Here is a 19910-nt window from a genome sequence, read left to right as displayed (position 1 = left end):
GGCCAAGATCACGTCATTCAGATGAAAATGAGCAAAATTGAGCAAACCATGGCCGATGACCACGCGTCAGCCCCGCGTTACCACCTGAAAAAGACCGCTGTGATGGTGGGTATGATGGGTGCGGGCAAGACGGCGGTGGGGCGGGCCCTGGCGTCCAAACTGGATGTGCCTTTTCTGGACAGCGACGCAGAGATCGAACGCGCGGCCAATCTGACCGTACCCGAAATATTTGAACGTGACGGTGAGGCGTTTTTCCGCAAACGCGAGGCCGAAGTGATTTCCCGCTTGCTCGACAGTGAACGGGGCATCCTCTCCACGGGTGGCGGCGCGTTCCTGGCCGAGCAGAACCGGACCAACATTTCGGCGCGGGGCGTTTCGGTTTGGTTGAATGCGGACATCGAGTTGCTTTGGAACAGGGTACGGCACAAGGACACGCGGCCCTTGCTCCGCACGGCCGATCCCAGAGCCACGCTCACTTCGCTGTTTAACGCGCGGGTTCCGATCTATCAAAAGGCCGATTTGTCAGTGGCTTGCATGCCGAACCTCACCATAGAGCAAATGGCGGAGCGGGTGATTGATGTCTTGCTGACGCGGCCAGATGTGCTGGAGAAAACAGATGCTTGAAACCGTTCATGTTGACCTGCCCGGACGTGCCTATGATGTGCATATCGGGCCCGGTTTGCTGCAAGAAGCCGGCACGCGGATTGCGCCCCTTGGCGGCCGCAAGAAGGTTTGTGTTGTCACTGACCGCAACGTTGCGGCGCTGCACCTTGAAACCTTGCGCAATGGTTTGAGTGCGGCAGACATCGATATGGCGGTGCTGGAGCTGCCACCGGGAGAGGCGACCAAATCCTGGCCCTATTTGACGCAAGCCGTCGAATGGCTTCTCGACCAGAAAGTGGAACGCGGCGACATCGTGATCGCGTTTGGTGGCGGCGTTATCGGCGATTTGGTTGGCTTTGCCGCCGCGATCCTGCGGCGCGGCGTGCGGTTTGTACAAATCCCTACCTCGCTGCTGGCGCAAGTCGACAGCTCCGTCGGCGGCAAAACCGGCATCAACGCACCGCAGGGCAAGAACCTGATCGGCGCGTTTCATCAACCGTCCCTGGTGCTGGCCGATACCGCGGTTCTGGGGACGATGAACGCGCGGGACTTTCTCGCCGGTTATGGCGAGGTGGTCAAATACGGGCTCTTGGGTGCCGCTGATTTTTTTGACTGGTTGGAAGTGCAAGGGCCAGCATTGGCCGCAGGTGATATGACCGCTCGCGTGGAGGCGGTGCGCAGGTCCGTTCAGATGAAGGCTGACATTGTGATCCGCGATGAGACCGAACAGGGCGACCGGGCCTTGTTGAACCTGGGCCACACCTTTGGTCACGCTTTGGAAGCGGCAACGGGGTATTCGGATCGGTTATTGCATGGCGAAGGCGTGTCTATTGGCTGCGCTTTGGCGTTTGAGCTGTCGGCCCGCATTGGCCTTTGCGCTCAAGAAGACCCCAGCCGCGTGCGCGCCCATCTCAAGGCGATGGGAATGAAAACAGATTTGTCTGACATCGAGGGTGAATTGCCGGATGCGCAAGGGTTGATAGATCTGATGGGTCAGGACAAAAAGGTGGTCAAAGGCCAGCTGAACTTTATCCTCGCCCACAGCATCGGTGCGGCTTTTGTCACCTCTGACGTGCCTTTACATGCTGTATCAGAAACCTTGTCTGACGCTTTGGCAGCGCGGCGCTAAGCTGCTTGATCACGACACAATCTGCTGCGATTGCGGTGGATTGACGGGGCGCTGGCCAATGTTGAATTCTGATATTTTCTGAAACAATCCATGGGCTTGACCACGCAACGCATGGCTGGCCGCGGTGGTTTCCTCGAACATTGCGGCGTTTCGCTGTGTCACAGCATCCAGCTTGGCAACAGATGCGTTGATCTCTTGCAGAACCGCGGCTTGATCCGCCGATGAGGTGGACAGGGTGGCAACAAGCTCTGCAATTTCGGCCACCGCCGCGACGATGCCCTTTAGGGACGTACCTGTACGCCCCACCAAAGCAACGCCGTTGTCGACCTGTGATCGGCTTGCCGAAATCAGCGATGTAATCTCCTGCGCCGCATTGGCCGATTGCAATGCCAGCGCCCGCACTTCCGAAGCAACCACGGCAAAGCCCCTTCCGGCTTCACCTGCGCGGGCGGCTTCCACGCCTGCGTTCAGGGCCAACAGGTTGGTTTGGAAGGCAATATTGTCAATGACGCTGATGATATTTGTAATTTCGGAGGAGGATTTGGCGATCCCGTGCATGGCCGTTTCGGTATCATCGACCACTCCTTCGCTTTGCATCGCCATTTGATGTGCGTTTTCAACCAATTGTGCGGCACGCCGGGTGCTGTCTGCTGCGGTTCTGACGGAGCCGGTGATCTCATCCAACGCGGCGGCGGTTTCTTCCAGCGTTGCGGCCTGGGTTTCAGTGCGCTGCGCCAGATCGTCGGCTGCGCTGGTGATTTCGCTGGTCTCGCTGTCGATGTTGCTGGCATTGGCGCCAACGGTTTCTATGACAGTGAGCAGGGTTGAGATTGCAAGGTTAAAATCATCGCGCAAGGCGCTGTATTCCTGAGGAAATGCCTTGTCGATTTGAGTGGTCAGATCTTTTTGAGAAACCCGGTGCAAGGCCACGCGCAGCGTGTCCACAACCTGCTCCTGTGCCTGCGTCATGGCACGATGTTGGGCTTTGTGGGCCTGTTGAGTCAGATGCGTTTCTGTGATGTCGCGCCCGATCAGGATCATGCCCTTGGACAAGCCGGTGTGATCGGCCATCGGCGTGAGGCTGCCATCCAGATATTTCGGGCCACCGGCAGTCGAAATCTCGAAAACACCGAACAGCGGCTCTTCTGCTTCGAGGATCTGGTCAAATGCGCTTGAGGAACCGGGCAGGGTGATGATCTGATCTGCCTGCGTCCCTTCGAGAGATGCGCCGTTGGTCTGCAGCAACTCTGCGAAGGTATCATTTGCGGACACGATGATGCCTGTCGCCGAAATCTCCAGCTGCGCGTTGGCCTGATCCAGAGACGCCATGATGACGGCATTGCGCAGATCGCCTGTTTGATCTTTCCATTCAACCACATGACCAATCGGATCACCGTCCTTGTTGTGGACGGCGGCAATGGCCAGACCCAGGATCAGCCGCCCGGCGCGGAAATAGCGTTGGATCGGCGCGTCCATCGCCGAGCGAGACATCGCAGGTTTCAGATCAGAAAGCGGATGTAATTGGTGGAAATCCGTGCCGGTGACGGCCTTTGGGTCGAACGTTGCCCTGATCTGGCGAAGCTCTGCCGCTGCATCTGAAAACAAGCGATCCAATGCATGGTTGGTCCAGACCACCTGGCCATCTGTCCCGATCAGCATCATGGCCGAAGATGACGCGGCAAATCCGGCACCCTTGTAGGCAGCTTCTTCTTGCAGCCGGCCGGCGGCGATCAGGGACTTCCGAAACCCTTCCAAAGCATTGGCAATGCCGCCAATTTCATCATTGCGCGTGATGTGCGGCACCTCCAGATCATAATGCGCCGCGGCGACCTCACGCATGGCACGATCAACCGCACGGAGCGGGTTTGAGATTGAGCGCGCAAAGATTGCGGCAAAGAGTAATCCCACCCCAATGATCAAAGCGCCGATCAAGGCAAAGATGTTCCGCAAACGTACGGTTGGCGCGAGGATCTCCTCCATGGATTGCGTAACTGCCAAGGTCCAATTCGTGCCCAGGAAGGGCAGGGGTACCCGATGGATCGCGGCCGGATCACCAGTCAGGCCAACTTCGGCTGTGCTGTGATGTGACCCTTCGGCGGGACTGGCACGAAAGGAGGTGGTCAAAATGTCGTTTTGCTCCGTCTGGATGGAATCGCTGCGCAGAACGTTGTCCTCTCCGACAATAAACACATCACCGGACCTGCCCAGTCCGACAACGCCGCGGGTCACTTCGTTAATCCGGTCCACCGGCATCTGAAAGGCCAGAACCCCCAACCGTTTGCCATCACGGGAAAAAATCGGACGCGCAAGAAAGGCGGCAGGTGCATCGGCGCTGGGTCCATAGGGGCTGAAATCAACAAAAGCCGGCGCGGCATCCGGTGCAAGTTTTGTCGCCGCGCGGTAGGCCTGTCCCAGGCCGCTGTCTTTCCATTTGCCGCTTAGCAGATTGGTGGCAAAATCGCTTTCCTTGAATACCGAATAGATCAATGTTCCCTTGGTATCGAACAGAAAAATATCGTAATATCCAAGCTTCTTCTGGAGGGCGTGAAAGAACGGATGATATCGTTCATGCGCCTGATCATAGGCGGTGTTTTCGCCGCTGTTATAAAGCTGGTCCTTTTTGCCCTCAGGGTGCGGATTATCTTTGATATAGGCTTTGCTCAGGGCCGGTCCGGCATTGTTCAAAGCCTCGTAACCCTCAGAAAGTGCTTTTAAGGCATCATGGACATGCGGATTTCCAGCCTCCAGCGTAATATGGGTGGCGATGGCGTTTAGATATCCGGTGACGGACCTGTTCATCCCCTGAGCGACAGCATGAAGCGTATGTTCGGCCTGTTTTTTGGCTGCGGCCCGCGCCATTTGAAAGGACACCGCGCCCATCGCCAGAACGGCGAGCACGATCATCAGGGCGGTTATGACAGGTAGCTTCAGCCGGATCGGCATATTCTTGAATTGGGAAAACAAATCTGGCCCCTCGATGGAATAATGGGGCGGAGTATCCGAGCGCTTCCTGAAGTTTCCCTTAAGCCTCGCCAAAAAAAACGGCCCGAAAATCGGACCGTTTCTGCGTTTGTCTTTCGCTGATCAGAACGGGATTTCGTCGTCCAGATCGCGGGAACCGCCGCCGCCGCCACCCGACGGGCCACTGTCGTAACCGCCGCCGCCATTGCCGCTGTCATAACCGCCGCCGCCGTAATCGCCGCCACCGGAACCGCCGCCATAGCCGCCACCACCGCCGCCGGAACCACCATCGCGGCCATCCAGCATGGTCAGCGTGCCACCATAGCCTTGCAGCACAACTTCGGTGCTATACCGGTCATTGCCGGACTGATCCTGCCATTTGCGGGTTTGCAACTGTCCCTCAATGTAAACTTTGGAGCCTTTCTTGAGGTATTGTTCGGCAATCCGCACAAGACCTTCTTGAAAGATGGCCACCGAATGCCATTCCGTTTTCTCTTTGCGTTCACCGGTGTTGCGGTCTTTCCATGTCTCGGAGGTGGCGATGCGCAGATTGCAAACCTTGCCGCCATTTTGAAACGACCGTACCTCGGGATCACGCCCCAGATTGCCGATAAGGATCACTTTGTTAACTGAACCGGCCATATTGCCCCCTGATCTATCAATTCATTCCCGTGCTGCGAATCCGCGCGGCCCCGGTTTAAGCCGTTATATCGGGGTGAGCTTGGCTGAACCATGGTTAACAAACGGTTTCATGGCAATTCTCTGCCACCGCAGGGAAACTTGGGCTGGCACGAAGGTCAGGTTTTGATATAGTTCGCCCAATCAACGTTGGGGGCGTCGGGCAGGATGCGCAATTCAAAAAAATCACTGACCTGGGCAGTGGCTGTTGCCATGGCTTTGGCTGGGGCACCGGCCAGCGCGGATATTTTCTCAAGCAAAAGCCGCAGCGGATTGTTCAAGTCCCAGAAAAAGATCCTCGATAACCGGGCGTCCAAGCAGTATTCGGCCTCTGTGCGGCTCAAGCCGCCAACTGTCATCACCCCGACGAAATGGGGCAACACGCCGAAATACAAAGGCAAATACAAAGGCGTCTACTTGCAGGTCGCAAAAGACGCCGCAGCTCGCCACGGCGTGCCGGTGGATCTGTTTCTGCGATTGGTGCAGCAAGAAAGCGGTTGGAACCCCAACGCTAAGTCCCACAAAGGCGCGATGGGACTGGCACAGTTGATGCCCGGCACAGCCCGCAAGCTGCGGGTCGATCCCACGGATCCGGCCCAGAACCTCGAAGGTGGGGCACGTTACCTCAAACAACAATTCAAACGGTTTGGCACATGGCGGCTTGCGCTGGCAGCCTATAACGCCGGTCCGGGCGCGGTGAAAAAGTATGGCGGCGTGCCGCCCTACAAGGAAACGCGCAACTATGTCCGGATTATTGCGGGGAGCTGACCCCTTCCTGTTTTCGTTTTAGAACAACGCCTTACTGCATGGGTCGGCGTGTTTTCGCCCGTTCCCTGAACACCTGCCGGAACCAATTCACTTTCCGCCCGTTCTTTACTCAGAGCGCCGCAACCGGAATTCTCCGGATCTTGGCGCCAGAAAGAGTAAGGAGCATATCATGTTCACAACGATCAAAAGTTTTACATTCGCCGCTGGCGTCAGCCTGTTGGCCCTCACATCTGCAACTGCGGCCGAGCTGCCCAAAATCTCGCAGATCAGCGTCGACGCCTCTTATGACGCCGCGCAAGACAGCAACGCAGCGGCGCTCTACCCGGAGCTGCAGACCGACATCAACAAAGCGGTGGCCGAGATGGTGCCGACCAGCGACGATGCGGCCGACCCGACAATCCGGATCGACATCCGCAAAATCGCCTTGGACGGTGATACATATCTGCCGGACAGCGCGGAATTCAACCAGATCGAGGGTGTGGTTGCCATCGAAGGCCGTGATGGCAGCGTTGGCGATGTGACATTCCCGGTCAATATCGTGGCCGCGACCGCCGACACTGTTGCGCCTGAGGGCTACTTCCTGGTGCCGCCATCAACCGAAGATTTCTACACGGCGATGGTCTATGGTTTTGCCAAGACCGTGGCGGAAGAGCTGGCTCGGGTGAACACATCCGGTGACGCAATCACCCGCTAAATACTTTTATAGACTAAGAAAAAGCGCGGATGGGAAACCATCCGCGCTTTGCTTTATTCTGCCGCGACTCCCACTTCGATCACCGGCTCCATCTCTGAGAACTTTTGATCGCTCAGATGGCATTTGACCTGATGCCCGTCGGCCATCTCTCGAATGGGCGGAACCTCGCGTTCACAAAGCCCGTCCGGCACCTCCGATTTCCAGCGGCACCGCGTCTGGAACGGGCAACCCGGTGGCGGGTTCATTGCGGATGGAATGTCGCCCTCAAGCACGATGTGCTTTTTCTTGACTGAGGTATCGGCAATCGGCACCGCAGACAGCAAAGCCTCGGTATAGGGGTGATAGGGCGGCGAGAACACCTGATCGGTGCTGCCCAGCTCAACCACATGGCCCAGATACATCACCATGACCCGGTCGCTGAGATAGCGCACAATTGACAAGTCGTGGCTGATGAACAGCAAGGTGGTCTTTTGCTCGCGCTGGATCTCCATCAACAGATCTGTCACCGCGGCCTGCACGGACACGTCAAGCGCCGACACCGGCTCATCCGCCACAACAATCCGCGCATCCCCGGCAAAGGCGCGGGCGATGCCCACACGTTGCTTTTGACCACCGGACAGCTGCCGTGGCATCCGATCGGCAAACTCGCGCGGCAGTTTCACCAGATCGAGCAGTTCCAGCATCCGCTGGCGCCGCTCGGCTTCGTTCTTGCCAACCTTGAAGATCTCCAGCGCGCGGATGATCTGCCGGCCCACGGTCATCGACGGGTTGAGCGTGTCAAACGGGTTCTGGAACACCATCTGGACATCGGCGACATTCTTGGTGGTGCGGTCCTCGATAGGCACATCGCCAATATTCACGCCATCCAGCAGGATCTTGCCCTCGGTGGCGGTCTCAAGACCCATCAGAACCTTGGCAAAGGTGGACTTGCCGCAACCGGATTCGCCCACAATCGCCAGCGTTTCGGATTCGCGCGCCTCAAAACTCAACTCTTCGTTGGCCTTGACCACCTTGGTGTCACCGCCGCCAAACATCGCATTAGCTGCCACCTGGTAATATTTTTTCAGCTTGTCCATCTTCAGGACAACCTTGCCGACATCACCTTTGGTTTTGACCTCTGCCAGTTCCAATGGCGCTTTCCAGTCGATCTCCTCGAATTTCAAACAGCGCGTGGAATGACGGTCATTGCCCGCGACATTCTGCATCGGGATGTAGCCCTGATCACAACGCCCCGCCTCGAAATAATCGCAGCGCGGGCCAAAGTTACATCCTGGCGGGCGTTCATGGGGCAGGGGAAAGTTGCCGGGAATGGCCACAAGGGGACGGGCATTCTTGTCCGCACCGGGCAGCGGAATCGACCGGAACAGCGCCTGCGTATAGGGGTGCTGCATCTCGTCGAACACATCCTCGATAGAGCCCCGTTCGACCGCTTCGCCGGAATACATCACGCAGATCCGGTCACAGGTCTCAAGCACCAGACCAAGGTTGTGACTGATGAACAGCATCGATGTGCCGTACTTTGTGCCCAGTTCCTTGACCAGCTCAACGACAGCTGCCTCAACCGTCACGTCAAGCGCCGTCGTCGGCTCGTCCAGGATCAATAGGGACGGTTCTGACATCAACGCCATCGCGATCACGATCCGCTGCTGCTGGCCACCCGACAACTGGTGCGGATAGGCATTCAGGATCCGTTTGGGATCGGGCAGTTTCACATCCGTAACCACCTGCAGGGCGCGGTCATAGGCGTCCTTCTCGTTCATGCCGGCGTGGATCATCGGCACTTCCATCAACTGCTTGCCGATCTTCATTGCCGGATTGAGGCTCGCCATCGGTTCTTGATAGATCATCGCGATCTCGGAGCCGCGAATGTCGCGCAACTCGTCATCGCTCATCTCTCCCAGATCGCGGCCCTTGAACTTGATCGAACCGCCGACAATGCGGCCGTTCTTGCCCAGATCCTGCATCACGCCCAGCGCCACTGTGGATTTGCCGCAGCCGGATTCGCCCACAAGGCCCAGCGCCTCACCGGGCTGAACCGTCGCGGAAAAATCCATCACCGCAGGGATTTCCCGCAGCCTTGTGAAAAACGAAATCGAAAGCTTGTCGATCTCCAGAATTGGACCGTCATATGCATCTTTTACCATTCTACTCTCCTTCGGGAGGGGCCAAAATCTGCGGGGAATATCCCCTTTGCCTTTTTGGCCGTAAATATTCCGGGGGTCCGGGGGCTGGCCCCCGGTCCAACTCTTTCAATCAGTCGCGCAGGCTTTCTTCGCGCAGACCATCCGCCAACAGGTTCAGACCCAGGACGAGGCTGAGCAGCGAAAGCGCGGGCGCGATGGCCGCGTGCGGATACAGCGACAACAGACGCCGGCCTGAGTTGATCGTGCTGCCCCAATCCGGGCTTTCCGATTCCAGACCCAGACCAAAGAAGCCCAAGGTGCCAAGCAGGATGGTGGTATAGCCAATCCGCAGACAGAAATCGACGATCAGCGGCCCACGTGCGTTGGGCAGGATCTCCCACAGCATGATATACCATGGTCCTTCACCACGGGTTTGCGCCGCCGCCACATAGTCACGGGTTTTGATATCCAGCGCGAGACCGCGCACGATACGAAACACGGTGGGCGAGTTCACAAACACCACCGACACAAACACCACGAGGATGCCAGATCCGATGTCAAACAAGTCCAGCGCCGCCGGAATACCGGGGATGGAATAGTTGGGTGTCTCCACAATCGTGCCATTGCTGGACACCATCGACAGGTAGAGCCACGCGCCAACCCCCAACACCACAATCAGAAGCGGTGTGCGGAAACTTGGCTGCGTGTAGAACCGCGAGTTCAGCAAGATCGCCAGGAACACCAGCGGGAAGATGAATAGGAACAGCGCCATATAGTTCGGGATACCGGTCAGCACGATCTCGGGTGTCACCAGCAGGTAGAACAGCAAGATCACCGGGAAGGCGAGGATCAGGTTGGCCAGAAAGCTCAGGATCGTGTCCAGGCGGCCGCCATAGTATCCGGCAGGCAGGCCCAGTGTGATCCCGACCATGAAGGCAAAGAGCGTCGCAAAGGGCGCGATTTTCACAACCACCCACGAGCCCTTGATCAGGCGGCTAAAGACATCCCGTGCAAGGTTGTCACCGCCCAGCAGGAACCACTGGTAGTCACCCTCTTCTGCGCCGCGCAGGGGCGTTCCGGGCAATTTGTTCTTCATGCCCGACACCTGGCTCAGGCTGTCATGCGTCACCAGAAGGTCAAACACACCGCCCATAATGCCGGTGAACACCCAGAACATCACGATCGCAAACCCGATCATGCCTACGGTGCTGTCAAACAGCTTGCCATAAAGGCCGAGGTTCCGTTTGAAGGTGATCGACAACACGAAGGTTACGATCAGGGCGGTCCAGACCGGCAAAAGCTGCCGGGCCATGCCGCCGATGATACCTGCGCCGGTGCCCATCACGATGCCTAGCACCAGATAGATCAACGCCAGCCCCACGGTGGCATAGAACAGGTAGTTCACGACCATGTTGATAAAGCCGCTGGCGCCCTGATTGCTGGCCAAAGTGCCGTCACCGGCCACGGCGCGGGTGTCAGATTGCGGCACAAAGGAAATCAGGATTTGCCCCACGATTCCCAGCACCAGCAGGACCAGCACTGCGGTAAAGATAATATTCAGCCCACTCAGAGAGCCCGTCCATGTCAAAGGTTCCATGTCCTTGCTCCCTTAAGAAATGCGAATGCGTGGGTTGAGGTAAACATAGCCGATATCGGAAATCAGCTGGGTCACCAGAACCACCACAACAGAAACAACAGAGACCGCCAAAAGCAATTCAATGTCGTTGTTCGATGCCGCCTGCACCAGAAGCCAGCCAAAACCCTTGTAGTTGAACAGGGTCTCAACGATGACCACACCGTTCAGCAGCCACGGGATTTGCAACATGATCACCGTGAACGGGGCGATCAGCGCGTTGCGCAGCGCGTGTTTGAGTACGATATCGGAGAACTTCACACCCTTAAGGCGCGCGGTCCGGATATATTGCGCCGTCATCACCTCGGTCATCGAAGCCCGCGTCATCCGCGCGATATAGCCCATCCCGTAAAGCGAAATGGTCAGCACCGGCAGGAAAAAGTTCCAGAAATTGGCATCATCCATCGCCTTGGTGGCAGAGCCAAAGAACAGCGTCTTGCCGTCGATCCAGCCCCATTCGGCCAGGATCGGCGACACGCCGAATTTCGATGACGCCAGAACCGCGATAAAGATAACGCCGGATACATATTCAGGCGTGGCCGTCGTCGCGATCGAGAAGGTCGAAAGCGACCGGTCCAGCTTGGATCCCTCGCGCATCCCTGCCAGAACCCCGACAATCAGCGCCGATGGCACCATCAACATCAAAACCCAGAACATCAATTTGCCCGTCAACGCCAGCCGGGTCATCAGGGTCGATCCGACCTCATCTTTGAAAACGGTAGAAAACCCCCAGTCGCCTTGCAAAATTCCGCAGCGGGTGGGCCGCTCGGCCTCTGGTGTGCCTTCTGAAAAGCAGCGCCCGAAGGTTTTGCCTTCGTCCTTCTCAGTCACCCAGCCGGGCATCACGCCCAGCCATTGACCAAATTTGACCGGCATCGGCTGTAGATAGCCGCGGTCACCCAGATAAGACGACACAGCTTCGTCCGACATCCGGAAGTTGCCTTGTGTCTTGGCCAGTTTTTCGAGGTTTGGATAAAGATTTGTAAGCCAGAACACGATGAACGTCAGGCAAAGAGCCGTCAGTATCATCACGCCCAGGCGGCGCAGAATAAATAGTCCCATGTCGTGCCCCTGTTGGTGGCGCAGCGGGTTCGTCCCGCTGGAATTGATTGGCCTGTGGCCATTTTGATCTGCGGTATCGTGCGTACAATACCGCTTCCACGAGGCGCAGACCGCGCCTCGTAGCTCTCCCATCGGGCCCATGAGGCACCATCGCTTGCGTCAGGTCAATGTCAGGTTCCGGCAAAAAATTAGAATTTTACGACATCACATCATTCTAAAAACGACATTTTCGATTTTTGAAAATGTGACATTTACCGCAGATTTATTGGGAGCCTTGCCGCAGCTTGCTGGGCGGCATTCCTGTATGATGCTGAATAAAGCGGGTAAAATACGCGGCTGAGCCAAATCCGAGATGTCGTGCGATGTCTTTGGCCGGCTCTGTGGTCTCACCCAACAGGCTGCGTCCGGCATGCAGCACCCGTTCGGTCAACAGATCCGCCGCGGTTTTTCCGGTCGCCGATTTCACGGCGCGGGTCAGATGGGTCGAGGTCACACCCAATTCATCCGCATAGGCTGCCATGCTTGCCCCGGTTTGATAACCCGCAGACAACAGGTTGCAATAGCGTTGGCTCAGCCGTCCGGCAGCATTGCGCCGGTCAGGGACATGTTCATCCTGCATGATCTGCCGCCGCAACCAGACCGAGATCAGCGCGGCGTGGGCCTCAAGCGCATCCTGGCGCAGCGGCCGTCGCTGCGATTGCTCGCGATGTGCGGCCTCGATCAATGCGGTCAGTTCCGATTGGGTCGTGACATCCCGAATGCGCAGATGCCGGGGCATCTCCGGCAAGCGCAGCGGGGTGCCTTGCGGGATCAGCACCGCCTGTCCCATGCTTTGCCGCCCCATATCCAAAGAAAACAATGCCCCCGCAGGTACCCAAAGGGCATTATGCGCCCCGATACCGCGCCGCAGCCCATCCAAGAGCGCACGCCCCTGACCACGGGTGATCCAGACCAACAGATGATGGCTCCGGTCATGGGCCAGTTGCACCTGCCAATCCTGCCCGCCGCTGAGCTGGGCAAGGGTCAGAACCTGGATGTCGGTTGTCATCGGGATCATGCAATTATCGCTTTATTGAAATTCGAATGGAATTTCTTGAAGGAATAAAGGGGCAATTGTGTGTAAAATGCAAGTCAATGCTGCAGGCAAAGCCACTACCCGCGGGTGATCTTGTGCCAGTTGGCCATTTTGGAGCGCATCCAGGTCCGCTGCCGTTTGGCAAACTGGCGGGTCGCGATCACCGCGTTTCGTTTGGCCTGATCCAGCGTCAGATCTCCGTTCAGATATTGCATCAGCTCGGGTACACCGATGGCGCGGTGGGCGGGCAGGGCAGGATCATAGACACCGCGCACGGCCTCTGCCTCTTCCAATGCGCCTTGCTCGATCATCAAATCAAAGCGCCGCGCGATCCGGTCGTTGAGCCAATCCTTGTCCACGTCAAAGACTACAGGAACGCAGTGATCCAAGGGTAACGGGGCCGGACCGGTCTGTTTTTGCCACTCTACCAAGGGTTTGCCTGTGGTTTGCTGCACCTCCCATGCGCGTTGCACACGCGCCCGGTTCTGGACATCGATCTTGCCCAGTGTCGCAGCATCCACCCCTTGCAAAAGCACCTCAAGCGGCAGGTCATCGGCCTGTTCACGCACCTCCGGCGGGGTGGCGGGGATCTCGGCAAGGCCTTGTGTCAGCGCAGAAAAATACAATCCGGTGCCGCCTACAATGATCGGGCGTGGCCCCTGCGCCAGCAAGGGCACCACCTCGCGCAGCCAATGCCCTGTCGAATAAGGCGCCGTGGCCGGTATATGCCCATAAAGCAGATGTGGCGCCTGCGCCTCTTCTTCCTTTGTGGGCCGCGCGGTGATCACCCGCCAACAGTCGTAAACCTGACTGGCATCCGCATTCACAACCACGCCGCCCTGCGCCGCCGCGATTTCAAGCGCCAGCGCCGATTTGCCCGATGCCGTCGGCCCCGCGATCAGAACAGGTTGCTCTGGTGACAGCCGATCCAGCAGGGTTTCGAATTGAGAAGACGTCTGATGCGGCATTTCTTTGGGCAGACCTGATGCTTTACATTGAACCTTGCCGCCATTTGCGACATTTTGCGCCCAAATGAAAACCCCAGAGCCCTCCGAAAGGTGCCACCATGTCCCAAGACACCCCGCAGACCAGTTTCAACCGCGTGATGCTGAAGATTTCAGGAGAGGCGCTGATGGGGGATCTGGGCTTTGGCTTGCACCCGCCGACTGTTGAACGCATCGCCCGCGAAGTGCAAAGCGTGCATGAGATGGGCGTCGAGATCTGCATGGTCATCGGGGGCGGCAATATCTTTCGCGGCTTGCAAGGCAGCGCGCAGGGGATGGAGCGGACAACGGCGGACTACATGGGCATGCTGGCCACGGTGATGAACGCGCTGGCGATGCAATCGGCGCTGGAAGGTCTGGGCATTCACACACGGGTCATTTCGGCGATTACCATGAACGAAGTGGCCGAGCCCTATATCCGCCGCCGCGCCGTGCGGCACCTTGAAAAGAAACGGGTTTGCATCTTTGCCGCCGGTACCGGCAACCCCTATTTCACCACCGATACCGCCGCGACCCTGCGGGCCAACGAGATGTCCTGCGAGGCGATTTTCAAGGGCACCAAGGTTGACGGCGTCTACGACAAGGATCCGAACAAATTTGACGATGCCAAGCGCTATGACAACGTGTCTTATGATGATGTGCTGGCCAAACGGCTGGGCGTTATGGACGCATCGGCCATCGCACTGGCCCGTGACAACAACCTGCCGATTATTGTCTTTTCGCTGGATGAGCCGGGCGGCTTCCGCGGCATTCTGGCGGGCGAGGGCACCTACACCCGCGTGCACGGCTAGGGCCGGGCGAATGCCCACTGGTCATTGTCCCAACTGTTGATTTATACTTGTACCAACGCGTGTTCCGAGGGCCAAATGGCCGGTCCGCGCCTGAATTGAGCCCGAATTGAGGATAAGAAAACCCCATGGCAGATGAATTTATTCTGGACACTGACGACCTTGAGCGCCGCATGAACGGGGCGATCAGCGCATTGCGCACTGAATTTTCGTCCCTGCGCACGGGCCGCGCGTCTGCGTCGATGCTTGAGCCCGTGATGGTTGATGCTTACGGGTCGATGACCCCGATCAATCAGGTCGGCACCGTCAACGTGCCAGAGCCGCGCATGGTCACCATCAATGTTTGGGACAAAGGTCTGGTAGGAAAGGTCGAAAAGGCAATCCGCGAAAGCGGCCTTGGCATCAATCCACAGCTCAACGGCACCATCATCATGCTGCCCATTCCCGAGCTGAACGAAGAACGCCGCCGCGATCTGACCAAAGTGGCGGGGCAATATGCCGAACATGCCCGCGTTTCGATCCGCAACCTGCGCCGTGACGGAATGGACCAGATCAAAAAGGCCAAGGCCGATGGCATGTCCGAGGACGATCAGAAGTTCTGGGAAACCGAAATGCAGGATTTGACGGATAAGTTCATCGCGATGATCGACGAACAACTCGAATCCAAACAAGCCGAGATCATGCAGGTCTGACCCTGCTACAGGGCCGTCCCAAGGGCGGCCTTTTTTCTGGGACAACAGCCGTGGCACTGCGCCCACGCCCCCTCAAGCGGAGCACCGCACGCCATGAACATCCCCCAAGAGGCGGACCAGACCCCGGAGCCCGATATCACACCGGGCGGTCCACGCCATGTTGCGATCATCATGGATGGCAACGGCCGTTGGGCCACACAGCGTGGTCGCCCGCGCCTGTTTGGCCACCATGCAGGTGCGCGCCGGGTGCGGGAGATCGTCCAATCTTGTCCGGATTTTGGCGTTAAGTACCTGACGATATTTGCCTTTTCGACAGAGAACTGGAAGCGCACGCAGGTCGAAGTGGCCGGTCTGATGAGCCTGTTCCGACGCTACATCACCAAGGAAACCCGCGCCCTCAGCGAAGATGGTGTGCGCGTCCGTTTCATCGGCGACCGGCTGCGCCTTGATGACAAGCTGATCAAGCTGATGAACGACCTTGAGGCTGCGACCGCCCATAACGACAAGGTCAATCTCACCATCGCGATCAACTATGGTGGCCGTGACGAGGTGGCCCGCGCCACCAAACGGCTGGCGCAGGATGTTGCGGCAGGGCGGCTAGACCCAGAGTCGGTGGATGAAGAAACTCTGCCAAGGTATTTGGATACTTACGTTTTACCGGACCCAGACCTGGTGATCCGCACCAGCGGCGAGGCGCGGATATCTAACTTTCTGCTATGGCAATCGGCCTATGCGGAATATGAGTTTATTGACACGCTTTGGCCCGATTTCACCCGCGAGGAATTTGGCAGTCTTTGCGCCTCATTCGGCGGACGGGATCGGCGTTTTGGCGCAGTGAAAACCTGAGGAAAAGACAATGGCCAAAAACCCTGAACAATGGTCTGATCTCTCTGCGCGGATGTTTTCCGGCGCGGCAATGGTGGTGGTTGGCCTGCTTGGCATCTGGTTTGGCGGCCATGTCTTTCACGTGCTGGTCGCGATCATTTGCGGGCTGATGGTCTGGGAACTGGTTGGCATGCTGCGCCCCGGTGCGCGGCACGTGCAATTGCAAATGGGTGCATTGACCGGCGCGGCGGTGTTTCTGGCGATCTATCTGCCGGTTGGCTTTGCCCTGCCGGTGTTGCTGGCACCGGCCCTGATCGGTTTTGGTCAACTCAGTCATAACCGCACGATTTATATGGCTTTTTCGGTCATGATCCTGCTGTCCGGTTATGGCATGATGCAGGTGCGTGACGATCTTGGCTTTGGCTGGATGCTGTGGCTGGTGCTGGTTGTTGTGGTCACGGATGTGGTTGGTTATTTTGCCGGACGAACCTTTGGCGGTCCGAAGTTCTGGCCAAAGGTCAGCCCCAAGAAAACATGGTCAGGCACCGGCGCTGGCTGGATTGGCGCTGCGGTTGTGGGCCTGTTGTTTTCGATCAACACCGAGGTGAGCCTGCAACTGATCGGGATTTCCATCGCGGTTTCAATGGCATCGCAGATGGGCGACATCGCCGAATCCGGGATGAAACGGCGCATGGGCGTCAAGGACAGCTCAAACCTGATCCCGGGTCATGGTGGTTTGCTGGACCGGTTTGATGGCATGCTGGGCGCGTCGGTGTTCCTGCTGATCATTGGCCAGTTTATTGGTTTCCCTCCGGGGCTTGGGTAGGCCCGCATGCCGCGCAAGGTTTCGATCCTGGGGGCGACGGGCTCCATCGGGCAGAACACGATTGATCTGATCCGCCGTGATCTGGACGCCTATGATGTTGTTGCCCTGACCGGCGCGGGCAATATCGCGCAACTGGCGGCAGATGCGATTGCACTGAATGCAGACATTGCGGTCACGGCCCATGATCATCTTCTGCATGATCTGCGCGATGCTTTGGCCGGAACGCAAGTTGCCGCGGCGGCAGGGGCGCAGGCAATCACCGAATGCGCCTCCCGTCCTGCGGATTGGACCATGTCTGCCATCGTCGGCGCGGCGGGTCTCGCACCAGGGCTTGCAGCGGCGGAACAGGGCGGCACATTGGCGCTGGCCAACAAGGAATCGCTGGTCTGTGCAGGCGCGCTGATGCTGCAAACCGTAGCGGACAGCGGTGCGGAAATTCTGCCCGTAGATAGTGAACACTCCGCAATTTTCCAAGCGCTGATCGGCGAGGACATTGCCGCTGTGGAGCGGGTGATCATCACTGCCAGTGGCGGCGCGTTCCGGGATTGGCCGATTGAAAAACTGGCGGAGGCAACGCTTGATCAGGCCTCAAGCCATCCCAATTGGGATATGGGCCAGAGGATCACAATCGACAGCGCCTCTATGTTTAATAAGGCGATGGAAGTCATTGAGACAAAAGAATTCTTTGACGTTAGATCCGACCAGATCGAAGTCCTGGTGCATCCGCAATCCATGATCCACGCACTGGTCGGTTTTGTGGATGGGGCCTTGATGGCCCATGTTGGCCCGCCCGACATGCGCCATGCCATCGGCTTTGCGCTACACCACCCCAAACGGGCGAAATTGCCGGTGCAGCGGCTGGACCTTGCCGCTATCGGCCAATTCGAATTTCGCAACCCCGACGACCGCCGTTGGCCGGCCTTGTCGCTGGCACGGCAAACCATGGCCGCAGGCGGCATGACCGGCGCCGTGTTCAACGCGGCCAAGGAAACGGCGCTGGACGGATTTATTGCCGGCCAGATCAATTTTGTGCAGATGGCCGAGGTTGTCGATCAGACTTTGGACCAGATGGAAGGGCACAGCAGCCTCATTCATGACACCATGACACTTGATAACGTCCTCCAAGTAGACCATTTGGCACGTAAGGCGGCCCAAGCCGCGATCAACAAAAGAGCAGGGTAGCATTTTGGACATTCTTGGACTTCTTCCGCAATTTGGCAGCTTGATCTGGACCATCGTGGCCTTTGTTGTTGCACTGTCGGTGATTGTTGCGGTGCATGAATACGGCCATTACATCGTGGGCCGCTGGTCCGGCATTCATGCCGATGTGTTCAGTCTTGGCTTTGGTCCGATCCTCTGGTCCGGTCATGACAAACGCGGCACCCGCTGGCAAATTGCTGCGCTGCCTTTGGGCGGTTATGTGAAATTCGCGGGCGATGCCAATGCCGCGTCAGGCAAGGACGAGGCGGCGATGGCGGCCGTGGCAGACGATCCAGACAAACTGCGCCACACTATGCATGGCGCCCCGCTTTGGGCCCGTGCGGCCACGGTGGCGGCCGGCCCTGTCTTCAACTTTGTGATGTCGATCCTGATTTTCGGGGCGATCGCTTATACCGTTGGCGTGACCAAAGACCCTTTGACAGTGGGTGAATTGCGCGATCTGCCCCAGCAGGGCATCGAGTTGCAAGCAGGTGACGAGATCCTTGCGATCAACGGTCTCAAGGTGCCATCCATCGAAGATCCGGCCTATGGATCCTTCCTGGGCACAGTCCCCCAAGAACCTGTGCTGACCTATGAGGTGGAGCGCAACGGCCGGAAACAAGCGGTAACCGGTCCCTATGTCATGCCGCCGCTCGTGTTGCAGGTCCTGCCACAATCGGCCGCCTATGCCGCCGGCCTGGAACCGGGGGATGTGATCACGGCGATCAATGGCCGAGAGATCTTTGCCTTTGCCCAGCTCAAAGAGGTGGTCGAAGCCTCCGAAGGGGCGGCGCTGGAGCTGACCGTCTGGCGCGAGGGCCAAAACCTGCCTTTCACCATGACACCCAAGGTGGTGGATGAACCGCAGGAAGATGGCACCTTCAAACGCTCTGTGCGGATCGGGATCGCGGGCGGTATGGCCTTTGAAACGGCCACCGAACCGCCCGGATTGGGCGCGGCGGCAACGACCGGCGTGGCAAACACCTGGCGGATCATCACCGGCTCCATCTCGGGGCTCAAGCAAATGATTATCGGCAATATCAGCACCTGCAACCTGTCCGGGCCGGTCGGCATCGCCCAGACCTCCGGCGCCATGGCCAGCCAGGGCGCGCAATCCTTCATCTATTTTATCGCAGTGCTCAGCACGGCTGTCGGATTGCTTAACCTCTTTCCGATCCCGGCGCTGGATGGCGGGCATCTGGTGTTCTACGCCTATGAGGCCGTTGCGAGAAAACCGCCGAGCGATAAGGCACTGCGGGTGCTGATGACGATCGGTCTGACGCTGGTGCTATCCCTGATGATCTTCGCGCTTGGCAATGATCTGTTCTGCCCCTAAGGGCGCATGGACGCGATCACCCTGATTTCAACCACAGCCCCTTCCCGGCGAATACCGGCCACCTCAACGGCGGTCCAGGCCGGGTAGGGCGGGTTAAAGACTGACAGGCGCACCGCGTCGAAATCATCAAAATGATCCCGCAGACCCACGTGATAGCTGGTCATCTCGACAATCGCATCCATGCCCAGACCGGCCTCGGCCAGAACCATGCCGATCTTGGCAAAGGCCTGCTCAAACTGGGCGGTGGGATCGCCGGGCATTGCGCCATCCGGCCCTGATCCGGTTGTGCCGGTCAGATACAGATGATCGCCTGAGACAATGCCGGGCGACATATTGAGCGCCTCTGCGGCGGCGGCCACGGCGGCAGGGATGATGGCGCGTTTCGGCATGGGAGGATCCTTTTTGAGGGTTTTAGGGTATCAATAGGTCCGGCAATGCGGAACAGTCAGATGTCGGGTATGAGCCCAAAATGCCCTTAGAAACGGAGCACGATTTGCCAAATCTCCGATTTGG

Annotated in this window: 18 protein-coding genes; 10 read left to right on the top strand and 8 right to left on the bottom strand. The window is 58.0% G+C overall.

The window, feature by feature from the left end; translation table 11 throughout:
• The first annotated feature begins 27 nt into the window (after positions 1 to 27).
• Together K3754_RS10515 and aroB are read left to right on the top strand one after the other, a co-directional pair.
• The gene (locus K3754_RS10515) at positions 28 to 624 is read left to right on the top strand and encodes a shikimate kinase (protein WP_259937116.1); all 597 of its coding nucleotides are present in this window, start codon (positions 28 to 30) and stop codon (positions 622 to 624) included.
• Positions 617 to 1732: a 3-dehydroquinate synthase gene (gene aroB / locus K3754_RS10510; RefSeq protein ID WP_259937114.1), complete on the top strand. Its 1116-nt coding sequence runs from the start codon at positions 617 to 619 to the stop codon at positions 1730 to 1732. Before K3754_RS10515 ends, aroB begins: the two co-directional genes overlap by 8 nt.
• 9 nt (positions 1733 to 1741) lie before the next feature.
• On the opposite strand, the gene K3754_RS10505 is transcribed toward aroB, so the two are convergent.
• Together K3754_RS10505 and K3754_RS10500 are read right to left on the bottom strand one after the other, a co-directional pair.
• Positions 1742 to 4696 (bottom strand): methyl-accepting chemotaxis protein, encoded by a 2955-nt coding sequence (locus K3754_RS10505; RefSeq protein WP_259937112.1) that lies wholly within the window; start codon positions 4694 to 4696, stop codon positions 1742 to 1744.
• A gap of 120 nt (positions 4697 to 4816) precedes the next feature.
• A complete protein-coding gene (locus tag K3754_RS10500) occupies positions 4817 to 5335 on the bottom strand; it encodes a single-stranded DNA-binding protein (protein WP_203211105.1) in 519 nt (172 codons plus the stop codon).
• Positions 5336 to 5539: 204 nt separating this feature from the next.
• Here K3754_RS10500 and K3754_RS10495 point away from each other — a divergent pair, with 204 nt between their 5' ends.
• Both K3754_RS10495 and K3754_RS10490 read left to right on the top strand, forming a co-directional pair.
• Positions 5540 to 6139 carry a lytic transglycosylase domain-containing protein gene (locus K3754_RS10495; RefSeq protein ID WP_203211106.1) on the top strand — a complete coding sequence of 200 codons (600 nt, stop codon included), beginning with the start codon at positions 5540 to 5542 and terminating at the stop codon, positions 6137 to 6139.
• A 169-nt stretch (positions 6140 to 6308) separates the two neighbouring features.
• Positions 6309 to 6833 carry a hypothetical protein gene (locus K3754_RS10490; protein WP_203211107.1) on the top strand — a complete coding sequence of 175 codons (525 nt, stop codon included), beginning with the start codon at positions 6309 to 6311 and terminating at the stop codon, positions 6831 to 6833.
• A 53-nt stretch (positions 6834 to 6886) separates the two neighbouring features.
• Here K3754_RS10490 and K3754_RS10485 read toward each other — a convergent pair whose 3' ends face one another.
• The 5 genes from K3754_RS10485 to miaA all read right to left on the bottom strand — a co-directional run bounded on the left by K3754_RS10485 (position 6887) and on the right by miaA (position 13694).
• Positions 6887 to 8977 carry an ABC transporter ATP-binding protein gene (locus K3754_RS10485; protein ID WP_259937108.1) on the bottom strand — a complete coding sequence of 697 codons (2091 nt, stop codon included), beginning with the start codon at positions 8975 to 8977 and terminating at the stop codon, positions 6887 to 6889.
• A gap of 109 nt (positions 8978 to 9086) precedes the next feature.
• Positions 9087 to 10553: an ABC transporter permease gene (locus K3754_RS10480; protein ID WP_259937107.1), complete on the bottom strand. Its 1467-nt coding sequence runs from the start codon at positions 10551 to 10553 to the stop codon at positions 9087 to 9089.
• 12 nt (positions 10554 to 10565) lie between these two features.
• Entirely contained in the window at positions 10566 to 11651 is a 1086-nt protein-coding gene (locus K3754_RS10475) for an ABC transporter permease (protein ID WP_203211110.1), read from the bottom strand.
• 262 nt (positions 11652 to 11913) lie between these two features.
• Entirely contained in the window at positions 11914 to 12699 is a 786-nt protein-coding gene (locus tag K3754_RS10470) for an AraC family transcriptional regulator (protein ID WP_203212120.1), read from the bottom strand.
• 104 nt (positions 12700 to 12803) lie between these two features.
• Complete coding sequence (gene miaA / locus K3754_RS10465; RefSeq protein WP_259937106.1) at positions 12804 to 13694, bottom strand: tRNA (adenosine(37)-N6)-dimethylallyltransferase MiaA; 891 nt, start codon at positions 13692 to 13694, stop codon at positions 12804 to 12806.
• Positions 13695 to 13792: 98 nt separating this feature from the next.
• Here miaA and pyrH point away from each other — a divergent pair, with 98 nt between their 5' ends.
• From pyrH to rseP, 6 genes are all read left to right on the top strand, one after another.
• Complete coding sequence (gene pyrH / locus K3754_RS10460; RefSeq protein WP_259937105.1) at positions 13793 to 14521, top strand: UMP kinase; 729 nt, start codon at positions 13793 to 13795, stop codon at positions 14519 to 14521.
• A gap of 125 nt (positions 14522 to 14646) precedes the next feature.
• Positions 14647 to 15210 carry a ribosome recycling factor gene (frr, locus tag K3754_RS10455; protein ID WP_203211113.1) on the top strand — a complete coding sequence of 188 codons (564 nt, stop codon included), beginning with the start codon at positions 14647 to 14649 and terminating at the stop codon, positions 15208 to 15210.
• Between the two features lie 93 nt (positions 15211 to 15303).
• Positions 15304 to 16056 carry a polyprenyl diphosphate synthase gene (gene uppS / locus K3754_RS10450; protein WP_259937104.1) on the top strand — a complete coding sequence of 251 codons (753 nt, stop codon included), beginning with the start codon at positions 15304 to 15306 and terminating at the stop codon, positions 16054 to 16056.
• 10 nt (positions 16057 to 16066) lie between these two features.
• Positions 16067 to 16861, top strand: a complete 795-nt coding sequence (locus K3754_RS10445) for a phosphatidate cytidylyltransferase (protein ID WP_259937103.1) — start codon at positions 16067 to 16069, stop codon at positions 16859 to 16861.
• Positions 16862 to 16867: 6 nt separating this feature from the next.
• Positions 16868 to 18043, top strand: a complete 1176-nt coding sequence (gene dxr, locus K3754_RS10440) for a 1-deoxy-D-xylulose-5-phosphate reductoisomerase (protein ID WP_259937101.1) — start codon at positions 16868 to 16870, stop codon at positions 18041 to 18043.
• A 4-nt stretch (positions 18044 to 18047) separates the two neighbouring features.
• Positions 18048 to 19397, top strand: coding sequence for an RIP metalloprotease RseP (rseP, locus tag K3754_RS10435; protein WP_259937099.1), 1350 nt, complete (start codon positions 18048 to 18050; stop codon positions 19395 to 19397).
• On the opposite strand, the gene K3754_RS10430 is transcribed toward rseP, so the two are convergent.
• On the bottom strand, positions 19394 to 19786 hold the full coding sequence (locus K3754_RS10430) for a RidA family protein (RefSeq protein WP_259937094.1): 393 nt from the start codon (positions 19784 to 19786) through the stop codon (positions 19394 to 19396). The two genes, rseP and K3754_RS10430, sit on opposite strands and share 4 nt — an antisense overlap.
• Positions 19787 to 19910: the final 124 nt, after the last annotated feature.

The sequence above is a fragment of the Sulfitobacter sp. M368 genome, from assembly GCF_025141875.1.
Taxonomy (GTDB): Bacteria; Pseudomonadota; Alphaproteobacteria; order Rhodobacterales; family Rhodobacteraceae; genus Sulfitobacter; species Sulfitobacter mediterraneus_A.
This window is presented reverse-complemented; position numbering and strand designations above follow the sequence as displayed.